Raw genomic sequence first — 19,943 nt, 5'->3', positions numbered from 1 at the left:
CAACTATAACCTTCGCAAGCATAGCCCTTTTCAGGTATAGCCCCCTGAAGCATCGCCTCCGCAAGTTGTTTGCTAACTATGATTTTTTTGAGTTGATAACATCCTCTGCTTTAGCTGCTCTAACCACATCATGAAATAGCAGCATATCTAAATATCGCATTGAGGCACCCTGATAGAACCCGGTTTCACTTACAAAGGTTTTTGGGTTTTTAAATGTTCCAAAAATAATGTCAAAAATAGGTAAGTCTGAGTAATTGTAACGATGCACTCCCTTCTTGTGGTGAAAGGAGTGGCTCTCTGGCCTTTGGATAAAAAATCCTAACCATTGGGGCGTACTAATATTTGTGTGCTGAAAGATAGCTAAAAACGAGCTGAAGAATAGAAAGTATGTACTAGCCTCTGGGCTAACGCCCGCAAATACTACCAAAGCCAGACTGCTTAGTGCTGTAAAACCAATCATATCGAATGGACTAAAATAAAAAGCACCAAATGTATCGATGCGTTCTGCGCTATGATGAAATTGGTGAAATATTCGCCATAGATACCGATTTTCATGAATAGCACGATGCCAGCCGTAGAGTAAGAGTTCGAACACCAAAAGGGCAATAATACAAGCCGCAAACGGATTCATATCGGTAAGATCGAACAGTTGATATTGATAAAGGTGAGTGTCCCATATAAGGGGCAAATAACTTGATGCGTAGAAATATATTACAAAGGTCAATAACGCTCGCGCCTGCCAAAACTTAGTTGGCGGCAACGCTCTTGCAGGCCTCAATGTTTCGACCATGATAAGTAATAAGTACAAAGCGAAGAAACCAAGAGATATCGGATCTAGAAGTATAGCTAAAGGGGTTGGCATGTATTCCTCCGGTAAGCGTTAATAGATGTTGCCAAAAGTAGGTGCTATTTTAAGGTCGGCTGGGTGGAGAAACTTAAGGTTTAGATAATGATTAGCTAAAAAATAGCTAATCATTATGTAACTACAGCGCAGTGACGTTAGGTTATGGCTCTCGCGTTACTAATCTTTTCAAAATAGCGGTGAATAAAATGATTTACCAAGTGGCAGATTTTCAGATAGACACAGAAAACTTTGTCATCGTAAAGCATGGCGAGCCCCTAGCGGTCGAGCCTAAGGTTTTCGACTTAATTGTTTATCTTATTGACCATCGCGACCGGTTAGTAACTCGAGATGAGTTATTTAAAGAAATTTGGGCTGCTAGAGAGGTTTCAGACACCACACTTAGCAATCATATAAAAGCCGCAAGAAAGCTACTTGACGACAATGGTGAGATGCAAAGGGTCATCACTACGTTGCGAGGTAGAGGTTATCGATTTGCCGCGACAGTAACCCAGCTCAAAAACACGCCTACCTCTGAGCAGGCTTCAGCGAATAGCAATTCAACGTTAAAACAGCCTGAGGCTTTATTAAAGTATCTCTTTTCAAAGACCTCTGTGGTCATTTTCTTTACCTTACTGCTGGGTTTAATTTTTATTACTTTCTACAGGGGGGCAGCAGAGACTAATAACCAAAATAGTCAGCCATATATTTTAGTATTGCCGTTTGGCATATCAAGTGATGACGACAAAAAATGGCAACCCTTTACGGAACAAATAACCAGAGAAATGATTACAAAATTTGGCCATTTACCCGAACTTCGAGTTGTACCTTCATCTTCAGCATTCGTTTTTAAAAACGATAAATCGTTTACGAATATTAGAACCAAAATTCCAAGCGTTACGCATGTTTTAGACGCGACTGTGAACGTGAGTTCGCAGGGAAACATTAAAGTTTCTGCTACGCTATTTAGCCTTGAAACCGGCGCGCTTATTTGGGATCAAGCTTTTTTAGGGCAAGTTAATGATAGGAATTTTTTCTCAATTCAATCTGAAATTGCCAGTGGCGCAGCATCGTCTTTGTCGGTTGCCATTAGCCCTAAAATGGAAGAGGCACTGTATGCGTTGCCTACTAATAATGTAGCCGCTTATGAATTATACGTAGAGGGGCAGCAGCAGATGAATCTGTTAAGCCATGAGCCTTTGCGTAAATCCATTGAGCTTTTCAGTGGTGCTATTGCACTTGATCCTTCTTTTGAAGCTGCCTATGTTGCAAGGGCAAATGCATATCGTTTGATAATGTCTTATTTTGACACTCCCAGTGAAGTACTTCCAATGGTGGTGAGTAGCGTGCAAGGTGCGCTAGCGGTCTCGAGTAATAACGCAGATGCGCTATCGTCACTGGGTCTTGCCTACGTATTTGCGTGGAGGTGGAATGATGCTTGGAAGGTGCTTAATGCCGCGAAATCCCAAAACTCCGAACTGGTGTTAACCGAGCTAGGTTTCGCCCTATATTACGCTGGCTTAGGGGATGTTGAAGGTGTCAAAAGAGCGCTAAGGCAGGCCGATAAGCTTGATCCGTTAAATGTTGAGTTAGCAGATTGGGGGCATTGGGCATTGGCAATGGTAGGTGATTTTGATGCAGCGGTGGCCTGGGCTAGGGTCAAAATAAAGCAACACCCTCGGGTAAGCGTATTATATAGCGGAGCGAGTGTTTCGCTTTCGTTAATGGGGGAGCACGAAGAAGCTATTGCGTTTGCTCAAAAAGGAGTAGCGCTCGCTCCACAATATCCGTTTGCTTTAATTGCACTGTCTCAAGCATATGGTTATGCAGGTGATAAGCACAAAATAGCGCCGCTATTAAAGCAGGCCGAAACGTTAAACGCATTTATGTGTCCTTATGAAACCGCGATAAGTTACATTATTCTGGACGAATTTGATCGCGCATTCGAGCTGTTGAATAGTGCAATTTCATCACGTTCAAACTGCCTGGTATTCAGCCGGTTCGACTCTCGCCTTTCACCCATAAGGCAAGATGAAAGGTTTGAGGCTCTACTAAACCAAGTAGGGTTGGACGATGTCTCCATAGCCAGCTATCAACGCTGACGTTAAACCATGTACCCCACATTCCTACAAACTTTATTTGTAACTTTACGTATAATGGAACAATGAATTATCTAGCACACCTTTTTTTAGCCCAACCTACTGCCGATTCTCACTACGGGAATTTACTTGGCGATTTTCGCAAAGGTGTAGCACTCGCCACGCTCAGTAATGGCGTAAGTAAAGGCCTAGAAAACCACTATACAGTAGATAAGTTTACTGACAGTCATGCTAGCGTAAAACAAGCAAAAGCGTTGTTTAAACCAGAGCACAGGCGTTTTGCACCTGTGGCGATAGATATGCTGTTCGATCATTTATTAATTACGCATTGGACGCGATTCTCTACCATTCCATTTGAAGCATTTTGTGAGCAAAGCTTTTCATTATTGGAAAAGAAGTTGCCTGTTATGCCCACCACCATGCAGCGTAGTGTTTCTCATATGATTACGCACAACTGGTTTGCAGACTACGCGGAGTTTGAAGGGATAGGTTTCGCTATACAGGCAGTCGCGAAGCGTATACGATTTAAAAATGATTTTGCTCAATGCGTGCAAGATATAGAAGCAAACTTCACGCTCTTAAATAGCTTATTTCTAGGCTTTTTTCCTGCCCTAATTGAACATGTTCAGCAACACGGGCCTGAGCGCGGTACTCCCAGCGGACTTATCACGGTTTAGATTCGATCCTCGGCAAAAATACCTGCCGCCACCAACTGTTGTAATTGGTATTGGCATTGTGTCCTAAGGGTATCTCTTAGCAACCTTACGGCGGGCGTTATGGATTGCCTACTAGGGCAAATTAGCCATAATTGGGTAGGCTTAACAATATAGTCAGGCATTAAGGCAACTGCGCGGTTATTAAGTAGGTCGTCGCACATGTCCAAACTAGACTTTACTGCAAGGCCATGGCCATTCACACACCATCTTCGCACCATGTCGCCGTCATTAGCAGCACGGTTACCCTGCATTTTAATTTTCACGGGTTGATTGTTGCGGGTAAGCTCCCACTCGTTATAAATAATATCGTGTAGCTGATAAAAAAGGCCGTTGTGTTTAGGTAGGTCTTCTAAGGTTTTTGGTGTGCCGTGCTGTTTTAAATAAGCGGGGGAGGCTACCAATAACCTAGGCACTTCACATATTTTAAAGCCGTATAAACTGGCATCATTTGGCGAACCGTAACGAAGGGCGATATCAACAGGATCGCGATAAAAATCGATGTTGCTGTCGCTTAAATGCAGCTTCATGCTAATACCAGTATGCTCATCCATAAAGCGGTTAAGCCAAGGGGCAATAACATTGCGGCCTAAATCTGACGATAAGCCTATGCGTAATTCACCCTCAATATTTCCTGTATCTTCTTGTAAGTTTTGCTTTGCGTGTTCAAGCATGGTGATGGCTTGCTCGCAAACAGGTAAGTAACGCTCACCCGCAGCAGATAGGCGAAGCGAACGAGTTGTTCGAATAAAAAGGTCGGAACCTAGCGTACTTTCAACTCGCTTAACCGCAGCGCTCGCGGTTGCTGTGCGCATGTCTAAGCTAGATGCTGCTGCAGTAATACTGCGAAATTCAGCGACCTTTAAAATAACAATGAGATCTTCAAGCAACATAGATTATCTATTTTCTATTGAAAATGTTTCAAATATTGTGCTGTTTAATTTGAAACAGTCAAGGCGTATTATATTCTCATGGCATATGAATATGCACATTCGTTCAGTATTTTACTTAAGCAGAAGGGGATTTCTCGATGAAAGCAATTGGATACACTACATCTTTACCTATAACAGATGAAAACGCACTAACGGATGTAGAGCTTGCCAAGCCTGCCGCGTCGGGACGGGATGTCTTGGTGAAAATCAACGCAATTGCCGTTAACCCAGTAGATTTTAAAATTCGCCAACGTGTGTCGCCTGAAAATGGTGAACCTAAAATTTTGGGGTGGGATGCGGTAGGTGAAGTGGTTGAAGCTGGTAATGATGTAGAAACCTTGAAAGTAGGTGATAGAGTATATTACGCGGGCGATTTAACACGCCAAGGCACCAATGCTGAATTCCAGTTAATAGACGAACGCATTGTTGGCCGTGCTCCGAAAAGCTTGTCTGATAGCGAAGCGGCGGCATTACCGCTTACCGCGATAACTGCATGGGAATTATTGTTCCAACATTTGGCGCTTGAAAAACAACAAGCGGGTAATCCCAAGAAAACTAACGAAACCGTGTTGGTAGTAGGCGCGGCTGGCGGGGTTGGTTCAATCATGCTTCAACTGCTAAAAACCTTAACCGGTGCTACGGTTATAGCCACTGCTTCTCGTGAAAGTTCTATACAGTGGGTGAAGAGCTTGGGTGCTGATTATGTCGTTAACCACCGCCAACCATTAGCTGAACAAATTACTGCGCTAAATATTGGGCCAGTTACACATGTGGCAAGCTTGAATGCCACTGATGCATATCTCGATGCCTACGTAGAAATAATGAAGCCTATGGGTAAGATTGCACTTATTGACGACCCTGAAGCGTTAGATATTTCAAAGCTCAAGCCAAAGAGTATTTCTTTACACTGGGAGTTTATGTTCACCCGTTCAATGTTCCAAACAGAAGATATGAGCGCCCAAGGTGAGTTGCTATCCGATGTTGCCGCGTTAATTGACGCAGGCCACGTAAAAACGACAGTAGGTAAGCATTTGGGTAAAATTAATGCGGCGAACTTAATTGAAGCGCATAAAACCCTAGAAGCAGGCACAGCAATTGGAAAAATCGTTTTAGAAGGTTTCTAACTTGTTTGTTGGGGGACCGCATATCGAGTTTGATGTGATAAAACTAGCTCAATGCAATGTTGACTAGCGAAACATAACGTATTCAACGTGGCGTACTAAGTGGTACGTCACGTTTATCATCCTATTCACGTTTTTATTTAGAACCTGCCTATGCAAGATTTTTTAGTAAAAATACTACAAATGGCTATATTTCGAACAAATAGTTGGTTGTTTTTGCGTTTTCTCGCAGTGGTCAGCTTTTATACCTTAGAGGTTCTGTTATTGTACTAATCCTCAATTCGCTATCTTCTTATTAACAATTTTTTACCCTACACCCATTGTTAATAAATTCTAAAAAGGCGAAGTGTTAAAAACGGAACTTATAATATGAATATAAAAAAATTTACCCTTACGTTATTAACGGTGGGCATAACTATGTCGCCTTTTACCCTGCAAGCAAAAGAACATCCTAATCTTATTCTTACTAAACCTGGTGTGGAAAGAATGAGAGACAATTTAGGCCAAGTTCCCCTGTTTGACACAACATTATCAAGTGTTAAACAGGAAGTAGATGCAGAAATTGCTATGGGAATTGATACGCCTATTCCTAAAGACTTTTCAGGCGGTTATACCCATCAACGCCACAAGCAAAACTTCTTTGTAGCTCAAAAAGCCGGTGTGTTGTATCAGGTACTGAACGACGAAAAATACGCAAAATACATTCGCGATATGTTGTTTCAGTATGAAGCCATGTACAAAGATTTACCGCTACACCCTCAAGAACGCTCGTATTCGCGTGGTAAATTGTTTTGGCAGTGCTTAAACGACAGTAACTGGTTGGTTTACATGAGCCAAGCTTATGATGCCATTTATGATTATCTTTCAGCTGAAGAACGGGAAACGCTAGAAACGAATTTGTTCCGTCCGTTCGCTGATTTTATCTCACTAGAGAACCCGCAGTTTTTCAATCGCGTTCACAACCATAGCACGTGGGGCATCGCGGCGGTCGGTATGATTGGCCTAGTCATGAACGACGAAGAACTTATTCAGCGTGCCTTGTATGGTATTGAAGATGATGGTTTAGAAGTAGGCGGTAAAGATAACGACGGTGGCACCATTAAGGTAGAAGGTCAGCGCAAAGGCTTCTTTGCTAACCTAGAAGAACCTTTCTCGCCAGATGGCTATTATACCGAAGGACCATATTACCAACGCTATGCAATGTATCCTTTCCTTATTTTTGCTTTAGCAATGGACAACAGTCGTCCAGACTTAAAAGTGCTTCAGCACAAAGACAACGTTTTATTGAAAGGCGTAAACGCGCTTCTTAATTTGTCTGATGCTGATGGTGAATTCTTCCCAATTAATGATGCCCAAAAAGGGATGTCTTATTACAAGAGTTCCTTGGTGAGTGCGGTGGATTTAGCTTATTTCTACGGTGATAAGAATCCACAACTGCTTAGTGTTGTTGAAAAACAAGGCGAAGTGTTATTGCAAGAATCAGGGCTACAAGCGGCAATTGACGTTCGCGATGGTAAGGCTGAACCTTTTATCAAGCAATCAGTGAACTTAAGTGACGGCGTGAATGGCAAGCAAGGTGGCATAGGTGTGTTGCGCCAAGGTGATGAAGATATGACCTTGGTGTTTAAGTATGCGGCCCAAGGCTTAAGTCATGGCCATTACGACAAACTTTCTTTTTCAATGTATGAAAAAGGCGAGGAAGTATTACAAGATTACGGTTTAGCGCGTTTTGTAAATATTGAGCAAAAAGGTGGCGGTAACTACTTAAAAGAGAACAAAACCTGGGCGAAAACCACCATCGCGCATAACACTTTGTCGATAAATCAGAAGAAACATTTTAACGGCGATTACGATATAGCGAGTCAGCATCATTCAGAGTTATTTACTTTTGATGCAGAGCGCGAAGATATCAAAGTGGTAAGTGCGACAGAAGAAAATGCGTACCCTGGTACCTTGATGCACCGCACTATGGCTATGATCGCTAACGACAACTTCGAAAAGCCGTTCGTGTTAGACATTATGCGGGTTGAGTCAGATAAGAAAAATCAGTATGACTTTCCGTTCTACTATTTTGGCCAAGTATTAGATATGAACTTCAAATACGATACGCCAACGAGCCTGAATCCGTTAGGTGATGATAATGGCTATCAACATTTATACGTTGAAGGAAAAGGCGATGCGGCTGACCACAACACTCAGTTTTCGTGGTTAAGTAATGGCAAGTATTACACCATTACTTCTATCACTAACAGTGAAGATGAAGTGTTTTTTACCCGTATAGGCGCTAACGACCCTGAGTTTAACTTACGACGTGATCCAGCCATCATGCTTCGCAGAAATGATACACAGGATACCCTGTTCGTATCGGTAGTAGAGCCTCATGGGTCTTATAGCCGAGTTAGTGAATCATCACAGAATTCAAAAAGTAGTATTACTGACTTGAGTGTGGTGCTTGATAGCGAAGCCTATACAGGTATTAAAATTACCGACGTTAAAGGTACTGAGCAAGTGTTTATTATCTCCAATGAAGATGCGTCGAAAAACGCCAAACATAGTGTGAAAATAGACGGTGAAAAGTATAGCTGGACGGGCCCTTACTTGTACCAGTAACTTAGTTTCGCTATAGAAATTACGTTATAAAATCAAAGCATGGTAATCACAGTTTCATGGAAAGTGTATGCGAACGCTGTTTTTAAATAGCAATGCTTTGCGTAACGAAATGCGCAGTGTAACTAAAGCCGCACAAACTCCGATAGTTGTCGTTTACATTCATATGTTAACGGCAACCTAAAGAGCGTGCGGTTTTTCTTTTTTTTTAACCGCAACATTTAATGCTGAACCAAACATAAAGAGGAGGCGTAGTGAAAAGGTGAATGACAAATATTCAGCTAACTCCTGAGCAGTAATGGATTGATAGCTGTACGGTATAGGAAAACGCCATGTCCACTCTTTTTGTAAATGAAGAAGCTTATCCCCTCCCTGAAGATCCAAGAACCACGCTACTCGATTTTTTACATCAACACCTCTCTATGTTTGGTGCCAAAAAAGGCTGCGATCACGGCCAGTGCGGTGCCTGTACCGTATTAGTTGACGGAGAGCGAGTAAATGCGTGTTTGGTTTTCGCCTTTCAGCTTGAAGGAAAATCGGTTACCACCATTGAAGGAATAGCCAAGAATGATGAGTTACACCCCCTACAAAAGGCCTTTGTAGAGCGGGATGCTTTTCAGTGCGGCTATTGTACTTCAGGGCAAATTTGCTCGGGTGTCGCGTTAATGGATGAGCTAGCGGCAAAGAACCCCAGTGCGGTGACCTGTAGTGCTGACTACTCACCCAAAGAAGATATTAGTGAAAGAATGAGCGGCAATTTATGCCGCTGTGGCGCTTATCCCAATATTGTTGATGCAATACAAGATGTTATTGCTTTGGAGCCACAATAATGAACCCATTCAGCGTACAAAATATAAAGCATACTCAAGATATTACCGGTTTATCAACCGAAGACAGTGCTAAGTATATTGCGGGAGGTACTAATCTTATCGACTTGATGAAACTTCAGGTTGAAACCCCTTCACAGTTGATTAATTTAAGCCAATGGGAAGATGAGCAGAGTATTACTGAACACGACGATCATTATCGTGTTGGTGCCATGGTTACGAATACGGCGCTCGCCAATTACGCTTATCACAAACCATCACTTTCCTTGCTATCTCAAGCATTATTAAGTGGCGCCACGGTGCAGCTTCGAAATAGGGCGACGACCGGAGGCAATCTACTACAACGAACGCGGTGCTACTATTTTTACGATACCACTAAGGCCTGCAATAAGCGCCAACCTGGTTCAGGATGTGATGCGCTAACAAGTATGAACCGTATTCATGCCATTTTAGGCACTAGTGATGATTGCATTGCCACTCACCCATCGGATATGGCGGTGGCCATGATGGCTCTTGATGCAAAACTGCTGCTAACCGCAAAATCGGGTAACGAACGGGTGGTACCCGTACGTGAATTTTACTGCGAGCCCGGTAGTACACCTCATATAGAAAATATTCTAGAGAATGAAGAGGTTATTACTGCCGTCATTATTCCAAAACAACGTCATGGCAGCCAATATTACCGTAAGGTGCGTGACCGTTCTTCTTATGCCTTTGCTTTGGTATCGGTAGCTGCTGGGCTTGTGGTAAAAGGCAATAGAATTGAAAAGGTTACATTAGGTTTTGGCGGGGTAGGAACTAAACCTTGGTTCCCTGTGAGCGCTATTAAAGTGCTTACAGGCGCTGAGTTTTCTGATGAAGTTTTAGACCTCGCTATTGATGCTGAGTTGGCCGATGCGAAGGTATATGGCAGTAACAATTTCAAACCTGATTTACTCCGTAATACATTCAAAAGCGTGCTGAATTCACTTTATGAACATCAGTGTGAAAATGATGATTACGAAGGAGCGCTTTATGAAAATTGATACTTCGAAAAACGTATTAGGAAAGCCGAAAAATCGCGTAGACGGTGTTTTAAAAGTAACTGGACACGCACGCTACGCAGCCGAGCAGCAGTTCGATGAAAAAGCGTTAGTGGGGTGGCTGGTATCTTCTGACACTGCCGTAGGAGAAATTACTCATTTATCGACAGAGAAAGCTGAAAAGGCAGAGGGCGTGCATGCTGTACTAACCTATAAAAATGCTGGACCGCTTAAGCCATTCAGTAAGCCCGCAAGCGAAAGCCGTTTTACGCAGAGTAGGGCTGTACTAAACGAGCCTCATATTCGTCATTTCGGTGCGCCAGTTGCTTTAGTCATTGCCGATACATTGGAGCAAGCCCGTTATGCTGCAAGCTTGGTTGAGTATACGATTGATGCTAAAAGTCCAGATTTGCTTCTATCTTCAGAGCAGGCCACTACCGTGCCTGATTCCCTTGATGGCGGATTTGAAGCTGATGTCGAAAGTGGAAATAGAGAACATGATAAAAAGGCAGTGGAGATAGAGGCTGACTATACCACCCCCTCTCAAATATCCGCGGCTATGGAGCCACATGCAACCATTGCAAACTTTGATGGCGAAAAGCTAAGCGTGTATACCAGCGTGCAAATTATTGCTTCGGCAGTGGAAGCGTTAGCGGTTACTTTCGAATTAGATGAAGAGAACATTGAGGTGAAAAGCCCCTTTATTGGGGGAGGTTTTGGTTCAAAACTAGGTTTGCATTACGATGCCGTATTGGCCTGTTTAGGGGCGCGATATTTGAAGCGACCGGTGAAGGTTGTTCTAAGCAGACGCCAGGTATTTTACAATGCGCCTCATAGAGGACATAGTTTTCAGCAGATGCATTTGAGTTGCGACAGTGATGGTCTGATAGGTGATATTGAACATCATAGTGCTATGCCGAAAGCAAAAGGTTACGAGTTTGCCGAGGCTACTGGAGCGGGAGCACGTGTAACGTACGCTGCAGAATTTATAAACAGTACCCATAGAATAAAGGATGCAGACACCCCGCTTATCGATTCTACACGTTCGCCTGGTGATGCCATTGGCTCGCTGGCGTTTGAATCGGCCATAGATGAACTAGCCCTAAAAGCGGGGATAGATCCGCTTACCTTTCGAATTAAAAACCTACCTGAAGTTCACCCTGTTAGCGGTAAGCGCTTTACCACCCATAGGCTTGGCGACTGCTTGCAAGAAGGGGCACAGAAGTTTGGGTGGCAACATAAACCAGCGCCCAAGCCTGGGAAATTAATAGGCCACGGTGTAGCGAGTGCTATGCGTATGAACGTTCTGGTACCCAGTGCAGCCAGCATAAGCCTCGACAGCAACGGAAAGCTTACTGTGCGTTCGGATATGACAGATATCGGAACGGGATCTTACACAATATTGGCGCAGATAGCGGCAGGCGCATTCCATTCACAGCTTGATAGTGTAGATGTACAACTTGGTGATAGCAGCTTGCCACCATCCTGTGGTTCTGGGGGCTCTTTCGGCGCGGCAAGTACAGGCTCAGCATTAATGAAGGCCTGCGAGTCGTTGAAGAAATCGTTGAAGAAAGCACTCAGACAAAAGTTGCCAAACCTTACGCCGGAATGTGAATTGGTGTTAGAAGGCAACACGCTGGTGGTTTATGAAACAGATGTGGACACCCACACTAAAACAGATGTGGACACCCACACTAATAGTAGCGAGCCACAGCGTTTTCTTTTAAGTGAGCTTATCGATAAGGATGACTTTCCTTTAACGGAAGTAGGTGAAGTGAGCGAAGACGACACCAGTGAAGACGAGCAATACTCTTGTGGCGCGCATTTCGTAGAAGTGGAAGTGGACACCCACACAGGTGAAGTGCGACTGAAAAGACAATATGGTATTTTTTCAGCAGGTAAAATCCTTAATGAAAAAACGGCGTCTTCGCAAATTAAAGGCGGGATGGTATGGGGGGCAGGGTATGCACTTACCGAAGCCATTCATCATCACACTGATTCGGCCAGTTTTATCAATCCTGACTTCGGTGAATATCATATTGCGGTAAACCGCGATATTGCTGAGGTCACGTTAGATTTCCTAGAAACGCCAGATTATGAAGCATCTCCTATTGGCGCCAAAGGTATTGGCGAACTTGGTATTACAGGCGCTGGAGCCGCTATTACCAATGCGATTGCAGATGCAACAGGCGTGCGAATTCGGGAATTTCCAATCACAATGGATAAGGTGATGGAAGGACTGCAAAATAAGTGATTAGGCTAGGTATGAGCTTAGTCAATAATTTATGGAGAACCGATAGGCTTTAACCGTAAAACGTTACCATTATCCTTAACTTATGAAGATAAAAATATGTGTGACTCTTAAATCGCAAGGACGCGAAGAGTCACACGTTGAGAAGATATATAAATCACGTTGATTATTTTAAGATGATTTCACGGAAAATATATTCCCCAGTCAAGGTGCGGATTTTTGGGTATCCGGCGCTGAGTTCTTCAGACATAGTTTGATTGTCTTCCCCCCACTTTTTCATAAAGGCTTCATATTTTTTCTTACTGGGCTCCAAATCAGAAAGTTTCTCGTAGGTAACGACTAATAGCATATTGAAGTCACCAGTTAAGGGGAGTTCACTTGCGTATATTTTCCAGTCTTTGATGTAACCCATATCTTTTTGAATTTGCACGGCTTTAGCCCAAGATTGCTGTAGCCCAGCTAAATACATATCTTCCATGTTGGGGTCGACTTTAACCATGGTCATCGAAACAAGCTCGGTACCAATATCAAAATCTTCATAGACATCAAGGCGATCTTTGGCTTGTAGGTTTGTACAAACGCCAATTAGCGTAAGGACTAAAAGTATAATTTTCATTCATTATCTCCTGATAATATTGAAGTGAGTTAATGCCCCCTACTTCAAACTCCAAGAGACTTTCGGAGTGTAACAGTTTTTTCACATATTGATTAAATTTCATACTGATTTTATTTTTACTTCAATCAAAAAATCGAATATTTTGATAGAGTTCCAATATTTAGACATCCATACATCAGCTGCAATATAGGCCATTTATCTATTTGAGGTTTTAAGAGTAAATAATAGCCCCTCTTGTTGCTAAAAGTGATTTATTGGAGAGGTTAGAGTAATTCGTATGGTGCTTTTATTAAGTGGTCGAGATATAAAGTTTTTTATAAAATTGAACGTGCGATTGGTTACTATTAGAAGAGTTGCGCTGAGGGTGTCTTTTAGGTTTATGTAGCGTTTAGGTTTATACAGTTAGTTAGGCGGTTTCCAGTATCTTCTGTCTCCGTATAGCTATTGAAAGGCTAATTGACGATGAAAACTGTGTTTCAATTCCTTGGCACATGCCTTCCCAGTCTATATTTTGTAGACCAGTGCGATCAAGAATAGGCGAGTGAATATTGGAAATATAGCCATTCTGATCAGAACGGATTTTTCTTCCCAATTTATCGACGAGCTCTAGGTAATCATGGAGAAGAAAAGGAAGCCCTTTAACTACATTTCCGCTACCAGAAAAAGGTTGTAAATACTGAGGTTGCTTTCCAATCTTAGCTGCAGCAACTCTTTTTTTGATACTGGTGAAGTCAGATTGTTCTGGAGTTTCTGATAAACCTACGCGCAATGGATTTAAATCCACATAGGCCATGCAGGCGGCCAAGGCGGCTTCATCAAGTAATGATTGAGATTTAAACCGCCCCTCCCAAAAACGTCCGGTACATTCGTCTTCTTTGTTTGCTAAACGCGCAATAAACTCATTTAAAAGCCGCATAAACCAACTGATATCGTGCAACCTTTGACGATATATATTTGCAGTTGCTATTACGGATTCTATTTGGGCGTCCGAAAGCAAGCTACGCTGTTCAGCTTGCATATATTGACGGGTTAAGTTAGTGCCTTTGTGAAGCGTATGCCATCGTTTCAATACTTCGTGAGTAGTCCACGATAAGGCTTCATCTCTGTCGACATGCAAAACGACGTGTGTATGGTTGCTCATCACTGCATAGGCGCAAACGTTAATAGCAAATATGCTTCCTAGTTTGATTAGCCTGGCTTCAACCCACTGACGGCGATGCTCGTAGCTCTTTTTGCTGTAATGGTCTTCACCACACAGGAACGCTCTGCGCACGCACCGCGAAATACAATGGTAGTAAGGGGTATCTTGTAAGCAGATGAGCGATTTTCGAGGGCGCGGCATAGCGTAAACTCTGTAATTTTATAAGTTTCACAATAGTGCCGTTTACATAAATATTAATATACTGAACTTGTGGCGGGTTTGTGTGGCTGTCCGAGCTTAAGTTGCTAGTGTAGGCGAGGCATCGAATATGAAATTCGGTGGGTGTCTAAGTTTTGCTTAAAGAAAGTGAATACAGCCTATCAATATAAAACAAAGAAGCCCCTAAAAGGGGCTTCTTTATGAGCTTATCTGCTACGAAATACTACTCCGCTAATGCATCGGGTTTAGGAGGAGTGGGGGCTTTTATGACAGGTGCGTTAGCAGCTGTGCCTGTTAATATTTCACTTTTGCCAGTAAGTAAGTCATCGAGGGTACCACTTTCACCATTTACCAAACCAACTTCACGAAGCATTGCATCAACTACAGGTGCATTCGCTCGGTAACTTAAAGCCGCTTGTGTAACCTGGTCGGCTAAACCGCTACCTGTAGCAACGGTTTGGCCACTACCAGATTGACCGTTCCCTTGACCATAACCTTGAAGAATTTTAATTCCTTCGATGTTCTCAAGAGGTTTAACTGCTTGGGCGATAAGCTCAGGTAAAACTTCCATCATAGCTAGCGATTTTTGAAGTTCGATCTGTTCATCTTTAAGTGTATTTTCTGCTTCATAAAGTGCTTGTTTACCTGCGGCTTCTACGGCAAGCACTTTCTCGTCCGCTTCAGCTTGTAGCATTTTCGCATCAGCGCTAGCTTTTGCTTCCGTTAAAATAGCTTCAGCAGTATTTTCAGCCGCTTCTTTCTTCGCAGCTGCTTCAACAGTAATATTCACCGCATCACGTTCCGCTTCTTTTTGCGCATCGATAACTTCAATTTGTTTCTTACGTTCAGCATCGGCCACCAATTTTGCGGTAATAACGGCTTCTTCTTTTTCAACTTTGGTTTTCTCTGCTTCTGCGGCCTTCGCGCGTGCCGCAGATTCTTCTTCAGACTTATTAGCAACCGCAATTTGTTTTACTTGCTCAGCAACTTCTACTTCTTGCTGTTGACGAATACGCGCTTGTTCAAGAGCCTGGCTTTTCGCAATTTCTTGAGTTTCTATCTCGCGAGACTTTTCGATTTCAGCAGCTTCAATCGCACGATTTTTAGCAATCTCCGCTTCGCGCTCTTCACGCTCTTTCATTTCACGCTGTTTCGAGATTTCCGCTTTTTGTTCTTGGCGTTTAAATGCGAGGGTTTGTTCCTGCATCAAGCGGGCTTCTTCTTCATCGCGCTTTACTTCTAAAGACTGCTTTTCAGCAGCTAAGTTACGTTGTTCAATAAGGATACGGTTCTCTTGCTGAATATCATTAGTCTCTTTGCGCTTTTCTTCAATAATTTTAGCAAGGCGAGCACGACCTTCAGCATCGAATGCGTTGTTTTCATTGAAAAATTCAAGGTCAGTTTGATCGAAGCCAGTTAAACTGACTGATTCCAGTTCCAAACCGTTCTTTTCTAAATCGTTAGCCACGCTCTGTTGTACTTTCTGTACGAAATCGGCACGTTGTTCGTGCATTTCCGTCATGGTCATCTCGGCGGCAACCGCACGAAGTACGTCGACAAATTTCGATTCCATTAGTTTTTTAACTTCTTCAGCTCGGGTTGTGCGCGTACCTAAAGTTTGCGCTGCCATAGATATTCCGGCTGAATTAGGCGCTACTCGTAGATAGAAGTCAGCTTTAACATCAACGCGCATTCTGTCTTTCGTTATGAGCGCATCTTTTTGCGTTTTTTCCACTTCTATACGCAGTGTGTTCATATTGACTGGAATAATTTCATGTACAACAGGAAGTACAATTGCACCCCCGTCTTTGATGACTTTTTCACCACCAAGCCCAGTTCGAACAAAGGCAGTTTCTTTGGTCGCTCGAGTGTATAGTTTGGCAAAAATAAGCCCAATAGTGATAAGGGCTACTACAATAATACCTGCAATAAATAGCAATGAAGGTAAGTTTGATGTTTGAAGGGTTTCCATACTCAGTCTCTTATTTATTATTGATAACGGGTGGCTAACCAGCTGTGGGTGGTTTTCTTAACAAGGATAACGCGCTCACCTTGTTTGAAGAGTTCATTGTCTTCAAAAGGTTCGACTAAAACATAGTGGGGCTGTGAATAATCATCGGTGAATTTAGCTTCAGCAGGATTTCCCTTCGATGCAATCCCAATAGTTATATGTGCTACCGCACCTATGAAGTCGTCGTTTTGAATAGCAGAAGTTTGAAATTTCGGAATAACAACCGCAATTATCACACTGACTTTCGATGTGAGTAGGGTACCGACAATCGCGGAAAAAGGGAGCGTTACCCAAACGGGTAGGGTGATATTAGCAATAGATTGGGTGGCGAAATTAGTCACAAACCCAAGTAAACCGAAAATGGTTAAAAGTACCACCAGCCATATTAGTAGCGGGACTCTATCTAAATTGAGCCAGCTCCCAAAACTAAGAATAGAACTACTTTCTACATCAATATTTGAGTTAGGCATATCGTCAAGCAAACCAACCATGCTTATGCCAAAAACTAGCCCCACAATTTCTATAATAAATAGAATGGCTACCGTGGCTAACGCGATACTAAACCAAAAATTCGCATCGCTCAGCAAAATATCTAACATTTACACCGTCCCTGATGATGTTTTTATTAACCTTTTTATATCACATTCTGTTTATATATCCAGTGAAAAACGACCAAACTAGGGACAGTTTTATATGATAAACCTAAAGTTTAATGACGGTGACCTTCACCTATCGCATTTCCATTTTGGTCGTAAAATCCGCTAGCGCCTGCTTCTATAAACCCTTGATTTACCATATTGGTTAAAAAGGGGTCGGTATGATCATCGCCAATGTCAGCATAATCGGTAGCTTTGTATTTACCACGGCTTTCAAAAAATGCTTCTAAGTTTACATTGTCGTTAACTGAAACTAATGACCACTCTCGGGTAGTATTCTTTTCATTAACACGAAACTGTTGGATTAGTTTTAACTCAGGTAGCCAAGCGAGCGTCATATCCACTTTGCTATTTTGATAAGTTAAATACTCAATTTTCATACAACCTTTGCCTTCAGAACGCTCTAAAGTCATTTTGTTTAGCAAAGTATTGCTAATTAACTGATAACGAAATGAAAAATCTTTTTCTACTCGGCCGTGAATACTTTCGCCCGGCTGATATTCGATAGCGCGTTCGTGCTTATCAAAATAACGAACAGGCTTGATTAGCTTGTTTCGCACCATCGTCCAAGTTTCAGTAATGCCAACCTGTGGGTACTGATGAGCAACCGTATTGTTATAGCGTAAAAGCGAAATTTCCGTGCTATTACCGGGAGTGAATCCGCGGCGGGTAGTGACGGTATAGTCAGCTTTCAGGTTGCCCGCTTCAAGTTCGCATTTTGTGTGGGTGTCCAAATTATTCTTCGCCAGATTATTAGCATCCAGAATACTAGTTGTGTGGGTGTCCACCTTGCTGGAGTGGGTGTCCAAATCTGTGGTAACAGAGGTTGCGAGGCTAGGCGCTGCCGTTAGTAAGGCTGAAATAACATACGTGGCTAAAGCTAACGAGGGTAAAACTAGGTACTTCATGTATTTAAAACTCCGAAATAAGGGAGCGTGAACGCTCCCTTAGAACTGATGATAAACGTAATTTTTTATTCCACTACGGCGTCTGCTTGGGTAACGATGTCACCCGCGAAGTCCATAATATGGAAGATTACGCTTTGTTCGTTTGTGCCATTTACTAAGAAAGCGCCAGGGCCCTTAGCATGAATACTCACGTCTTCTCCTGAGTGAGTTTCTGAGCCCATAGGAACTAACGCTTCTTGGTGATAACCCGGGGTAGTAGTGTCGATATCAGTAAGGTCTTTGCGACCAGTATCGTACGCTGTAGCGTAACCCGCATCTGAATTGGTTTCGTCTCCAAGGTTTCTGAAGCCAAGACCATTGGTGTAACCCAACGTGGTATAGGGTGTACCATCAGACGCGGTAGCGGCTTCGTCAGCGCCAACATTTACCACTTTACCTAATATAGGATTACCACGTTTAGGGTAGCCTGCAATGGTAAACACATGGCCGTGGTCAGCAGTAACAATAATAAGTGTATCTTCATCGTTAGTCAGCTCGTCAGCCATAGCAACAGCGTCAGCAAAGGCTAAGGTGTCGTATAAAGCACCATAAGCATTACCAGCGTGGTGAGCATGGTCAATACGGCCCGATTCAACCATAAGGAAGAAGCCTTCATCGTTGTTATCAAGAATATTGATAGCCGCTTCAGTCATTTCTGCCACCGAAGGCTCACCAGCAATATCGTTGCCGCGATCAGCTTCATATTGCATGTGCGATTCATTAAACAAACCAAATACGCGTTCGGTCGTTTCAGTATCTAAGCCGTCAAAACCAGATTGGTCGACGATATAAACACCATTCTCATACATATCTTGCCATTCTGCGGTAAGGTCACGACCATCCGTTCTATCACCTTCAACTTCGCTTGCAGCATCTATACTATTAAATGCAGCATCGTTGGGAAGAAAGTGGCGGCGGCCGCCGCCCATGACTACTTCTAAGCCATCCACGTCTAAGCCTTCATAGTTAGCTTCTAAGTTGGCTTCGAAGTTTACTAGTTGATCGGCAATATCAGGGCAGCCAGCAGTAACCGCATCTTCAGGCATATCAGATACATCTTCCCAGTTACGATCGGCCGACTTGGCGTAGGTAGCGGCTGGCGTAGCATGAGTAATACGAGCAGTAGATATAATACCGGTAGATTTACCCGCTATTTCTGCAAGTTCTAATGCGGTTACGAGTTCGTTGCCAGCAACTGTACTGCATTCGCCTCGCTCAATATCTTCATCAACACCAATAACACCTACATCGGTTTTTACACCGCTAATCATGGCTGTCATGGTGCCAGCAGAGTCTGGGGTTTGTGCATCAACGTTATACGTTTTAGACAATCCAGAGAATGGGAATTTACCAAAGCTAAGCTGGTTTTCTTCGCCATCAAGCCCTTTCAATTGGCCATCTAGAATTCGTGCGGCTGTGATGGTTGAAATGCCCATGCCATCACCAACGAATAGAATCACGTTTTTCGCTTTACCGCGAAGGTCGGCTACCATAGCCTGTAATTCTTCATCGTCAGCTACTTGAGCTACTTCAATGTTAGCGTTAGATATGCTGGCTGAGGTGCCGGTAGCATCCATCCACACTTGCTTGTTGTTTTCCACTTCTGCACTGGCGGCTATAAACCAGTCGTTGTTTAAAGTAGTAAGTAGCTCACCGGTTGCAACTTCAGAGCTGCCTAGAGAACAAACGTAGCTTGTGTCGGTAATCTCGTCGCTACCTAAGGTGCCATCTGCATTGGTGTCTAGGCCAGAATCAAACTGTACACCGCTATTCGGGCAGTTGGTATCGCCTACTGCTAACGCTGTTTGCACGGTTAAGCTGTTAAGACCGTTTGAACCATCAACGCCTGCTGCGCCATCGTTTCCGTCATCGCCTTCAAGAGAGCAGGCGGTTAGGCCGGCAACTGCTAATGCAACAATACTCAATTTAAAAAGTTTCAT

At 43.1% G+C, this 19,943-nt stretch carries 15 protein-coding genes; 7 read left to right on the top strand and 8 right to left on the bottom strand.

Going from position 1 to position 19,943, the window contains the following annotated elements:
• Positions 1-76: 76 nt before the first annotated feature.
• Complete coding sequence (locus tag AAC006_RS15595; protein WP_208805800.1) at positions 77-862, bottom strand: sterol desaturase family protein; 786 nt, start codon at positions 860-862, stop codon at positions 77-79.
• Between the two features lie 188 nt (positions 863-1,050).
• Between AAC006_RS15595 and AAC006_RS15590 the strand changes: the two genes are divergently transcribed.
• Positions 1,051-2,943 (top strand): transcriptional regulator, encoded by a 1,893-nt coding sequence (locus tag AAC006_RS15590; protein ID WP_013783510.1) that lies wholly within the window; start codon positions 1,051-1,053, stop codon positions 2,941-2,943.
• Positions 2,944-3,005: 62 nt separating this feature from the next.
• Positions 3,006-3,617: an ACP phosphodiesterase gene (locus AAC006_RS15585; protein ID WP_013783511.1), complete on the top strand. Its 612-nt coding sequence runs from the start codon at positions 3,006-3,008 to the stop codon at positions 3,615-3,617.
• Here the strand turns inward: AAC006_RS15585 and AAC006_RS15580 are convergent.
• Positions 3,614-4,546 (bottom strand): LysR family transcriptional regulator, encoded by a 933-nt coding sequence (locus AAC006_RS15580; protein WP_013783512.1) that lies wholly within the window; start codon positions 4,544-4,546, stop codon positions 3,614-3,616. The genes AAC006_RS15585 and AAC006_RS15580 overlap by 4 nt on opposite strands.
• 137 nt (positions 4,547-4,683) lie before the next feature.
• On the opposite strand from AAC006_RS15580, the gene AAC006_RS15575 reads away from it, so the two are divergent.
• The 5 genes from AAC006_RS15575 to AAC006_RS15555 all read left to right on the top strand — a co-directional run bounded on the left by AAC006_RS15575 (position 4,684) and on the right by AAC006_RS15555 (position 12,416).
• A complete protein-coding gene (locus AAC006_RS15575; protein ID WP_013783513.1) occupies positions 4,684-5,709 on the top strand; it encodes a zinc-binding alcohol dehydrogenase family protein in 1,026 nt (341 codons plus the stop codon).
• Between the two features lie 414 nt (positions 5,710-6,123).
• Positions 6,124-8,316: a heparinase II/III family protein gene (locus AAC006_RS15570; RefSeq protein WP_232363221.1), complete on the top strand. Its 2,193-nt coding sequence runs from the start codon at positions 6,124-6,126 to the stop codon at positions 8,314-8,316.
• A 329-nt stretch (positions 8,317-8,645) separates the two neighbouring features.
• A complete protein-coding gene (locus tag AAC006_RS15565; protein WP_208805799.1) occupies positions 8,646-9,143 on the top strand; it encodes a 2Fe-2S iron-sulfur cluster-binding protein in 498 nt (165 codons plus the stop codon).
• Positions 9,143-10,165 (top strand): xanthine dehydrogenase family protein subunit M, encoded by a 1,023-nt coding sequence (locus AAC006_RS15560; protein ID WP_208805798.1) that lies wholly within the window; start codon positions 9,143-9,145, stop codon positions 10,163-10,165. Before AAC006_RS15565 ends, AAC006_RS15560 begins: the two co-directional genes overlap by 1 nt.
• Positions 10,155-12,416, top strand: a complete 2,262-nt coding sequence (locus tag AAC006_RS15555; RefSeq protein WP_013783517.1) for a xanthine dehydrogenase family protein molybdopterin-binding subunit — start codon at positions 10,155-10,157, stop codon at positions 12,414-12,416. The genes AAC006_RS15560 and AAC006_RS15555 overlap by 11 nt, the downstream gene beginning before the upstream one ends.
• Positions 12,417-12,579: 163 nt before the next feature.
• On the opposite strand, the gene AAC006_RS15550 is transcribed toward AAC006_RS15555, so the two are convergent.
• The 6 genes from AAC006_RS15550 to AAC006_RS15525 all read right to left on the bottom strand — a co-directional run bounded on the left by AAC006_RS15550 (position 12,580) and on the right by AAC006_RS15525 (position 19,943).
• Positions 12,580-13,029 (bottom strand): hypothetical protein, encoded by a 450-nt coding sequence (locus AAC006_RS15550; RefSeq protein ID WP_013783518.1) that lies wholly within the window; start codon positions 13,027-13,029, stop codon positions 12,580-12,582.
• Between the two features lie 406 nt (positions 13,030-13,435).
• The gene (locus AAC006_RS15545; RefSeq protein WP_013783519.1) at positions 13,436-14,371 is read right to left on the bottom strand and encodes a transposase; all 936 of its coding nucleotides are present in this window, start codon (positions 14,369-14,371) and stop codon (positions 13,436-13,438) included.
• A gap of 241 nt (positions 14,372-14,612) precedes the next feature.
• Positions 14,613-16,361, bottom strand: a complete 1,749-nt coding sequence (locus AAC006_RS15540; protein WP_208805797.1) for a flotillin domain-containing protein — start codon at positions 16,359-16,361, stop codon at positions 14,613-14,615.
• A 17-nt stretch (positions 16,362-16,378) separates the two neighbouring features.
• On the bottom strand, positions 16,379-16,999 hold the full coding sequence (locus AAC006_RS15535; RefSeq protein WP_013783522.1) for an OB-fold-containig protein: 621 nt from the start codon (positions 16,997-16,999) through the stop codon (positions 16,379-16,381).
• Between the two features lie 110 nt (positions 17,000-17,109).
• Complete coding sequence (locus tag AAC006_RS15530) at positions 17,110-17,964, bottom strand: hypothetical protein (RefSeq protein ID WP_208805796.1); 855 nt, start codon at positions 17,962-17,964, stop codon at positions 17,110-17,112.
• A gap of 65 nt (positions 17,965-18,029) precedes the next feature.
• The gene (locus AAC006_RS15525; RefSeq protein WP_126871475.1) at positions 18,030-19,943 is read right to left on the bottom strand and encodes an alkaline phosphatase; all 1,914 of its coding nucleotides are present in this window, start codon (positions 19,941-19,943) and stop codon (positions 18,030-18,032) included.

The organism is uncultured Alteromonas sp., assembly GCF_963976965.1.
GTDB classification, from domain to species: Bacteria; Pseudomonadota; Gammaproteobacteria; order Enterobacterales; family Alteromonadaceae; genus Alteromonas; species Alteromonas naphthalenivorans.
Note: the sequence above shows the minus strand (reverse complement) of the source record. Positions and strands in the feature narration are given on the sequence as shown.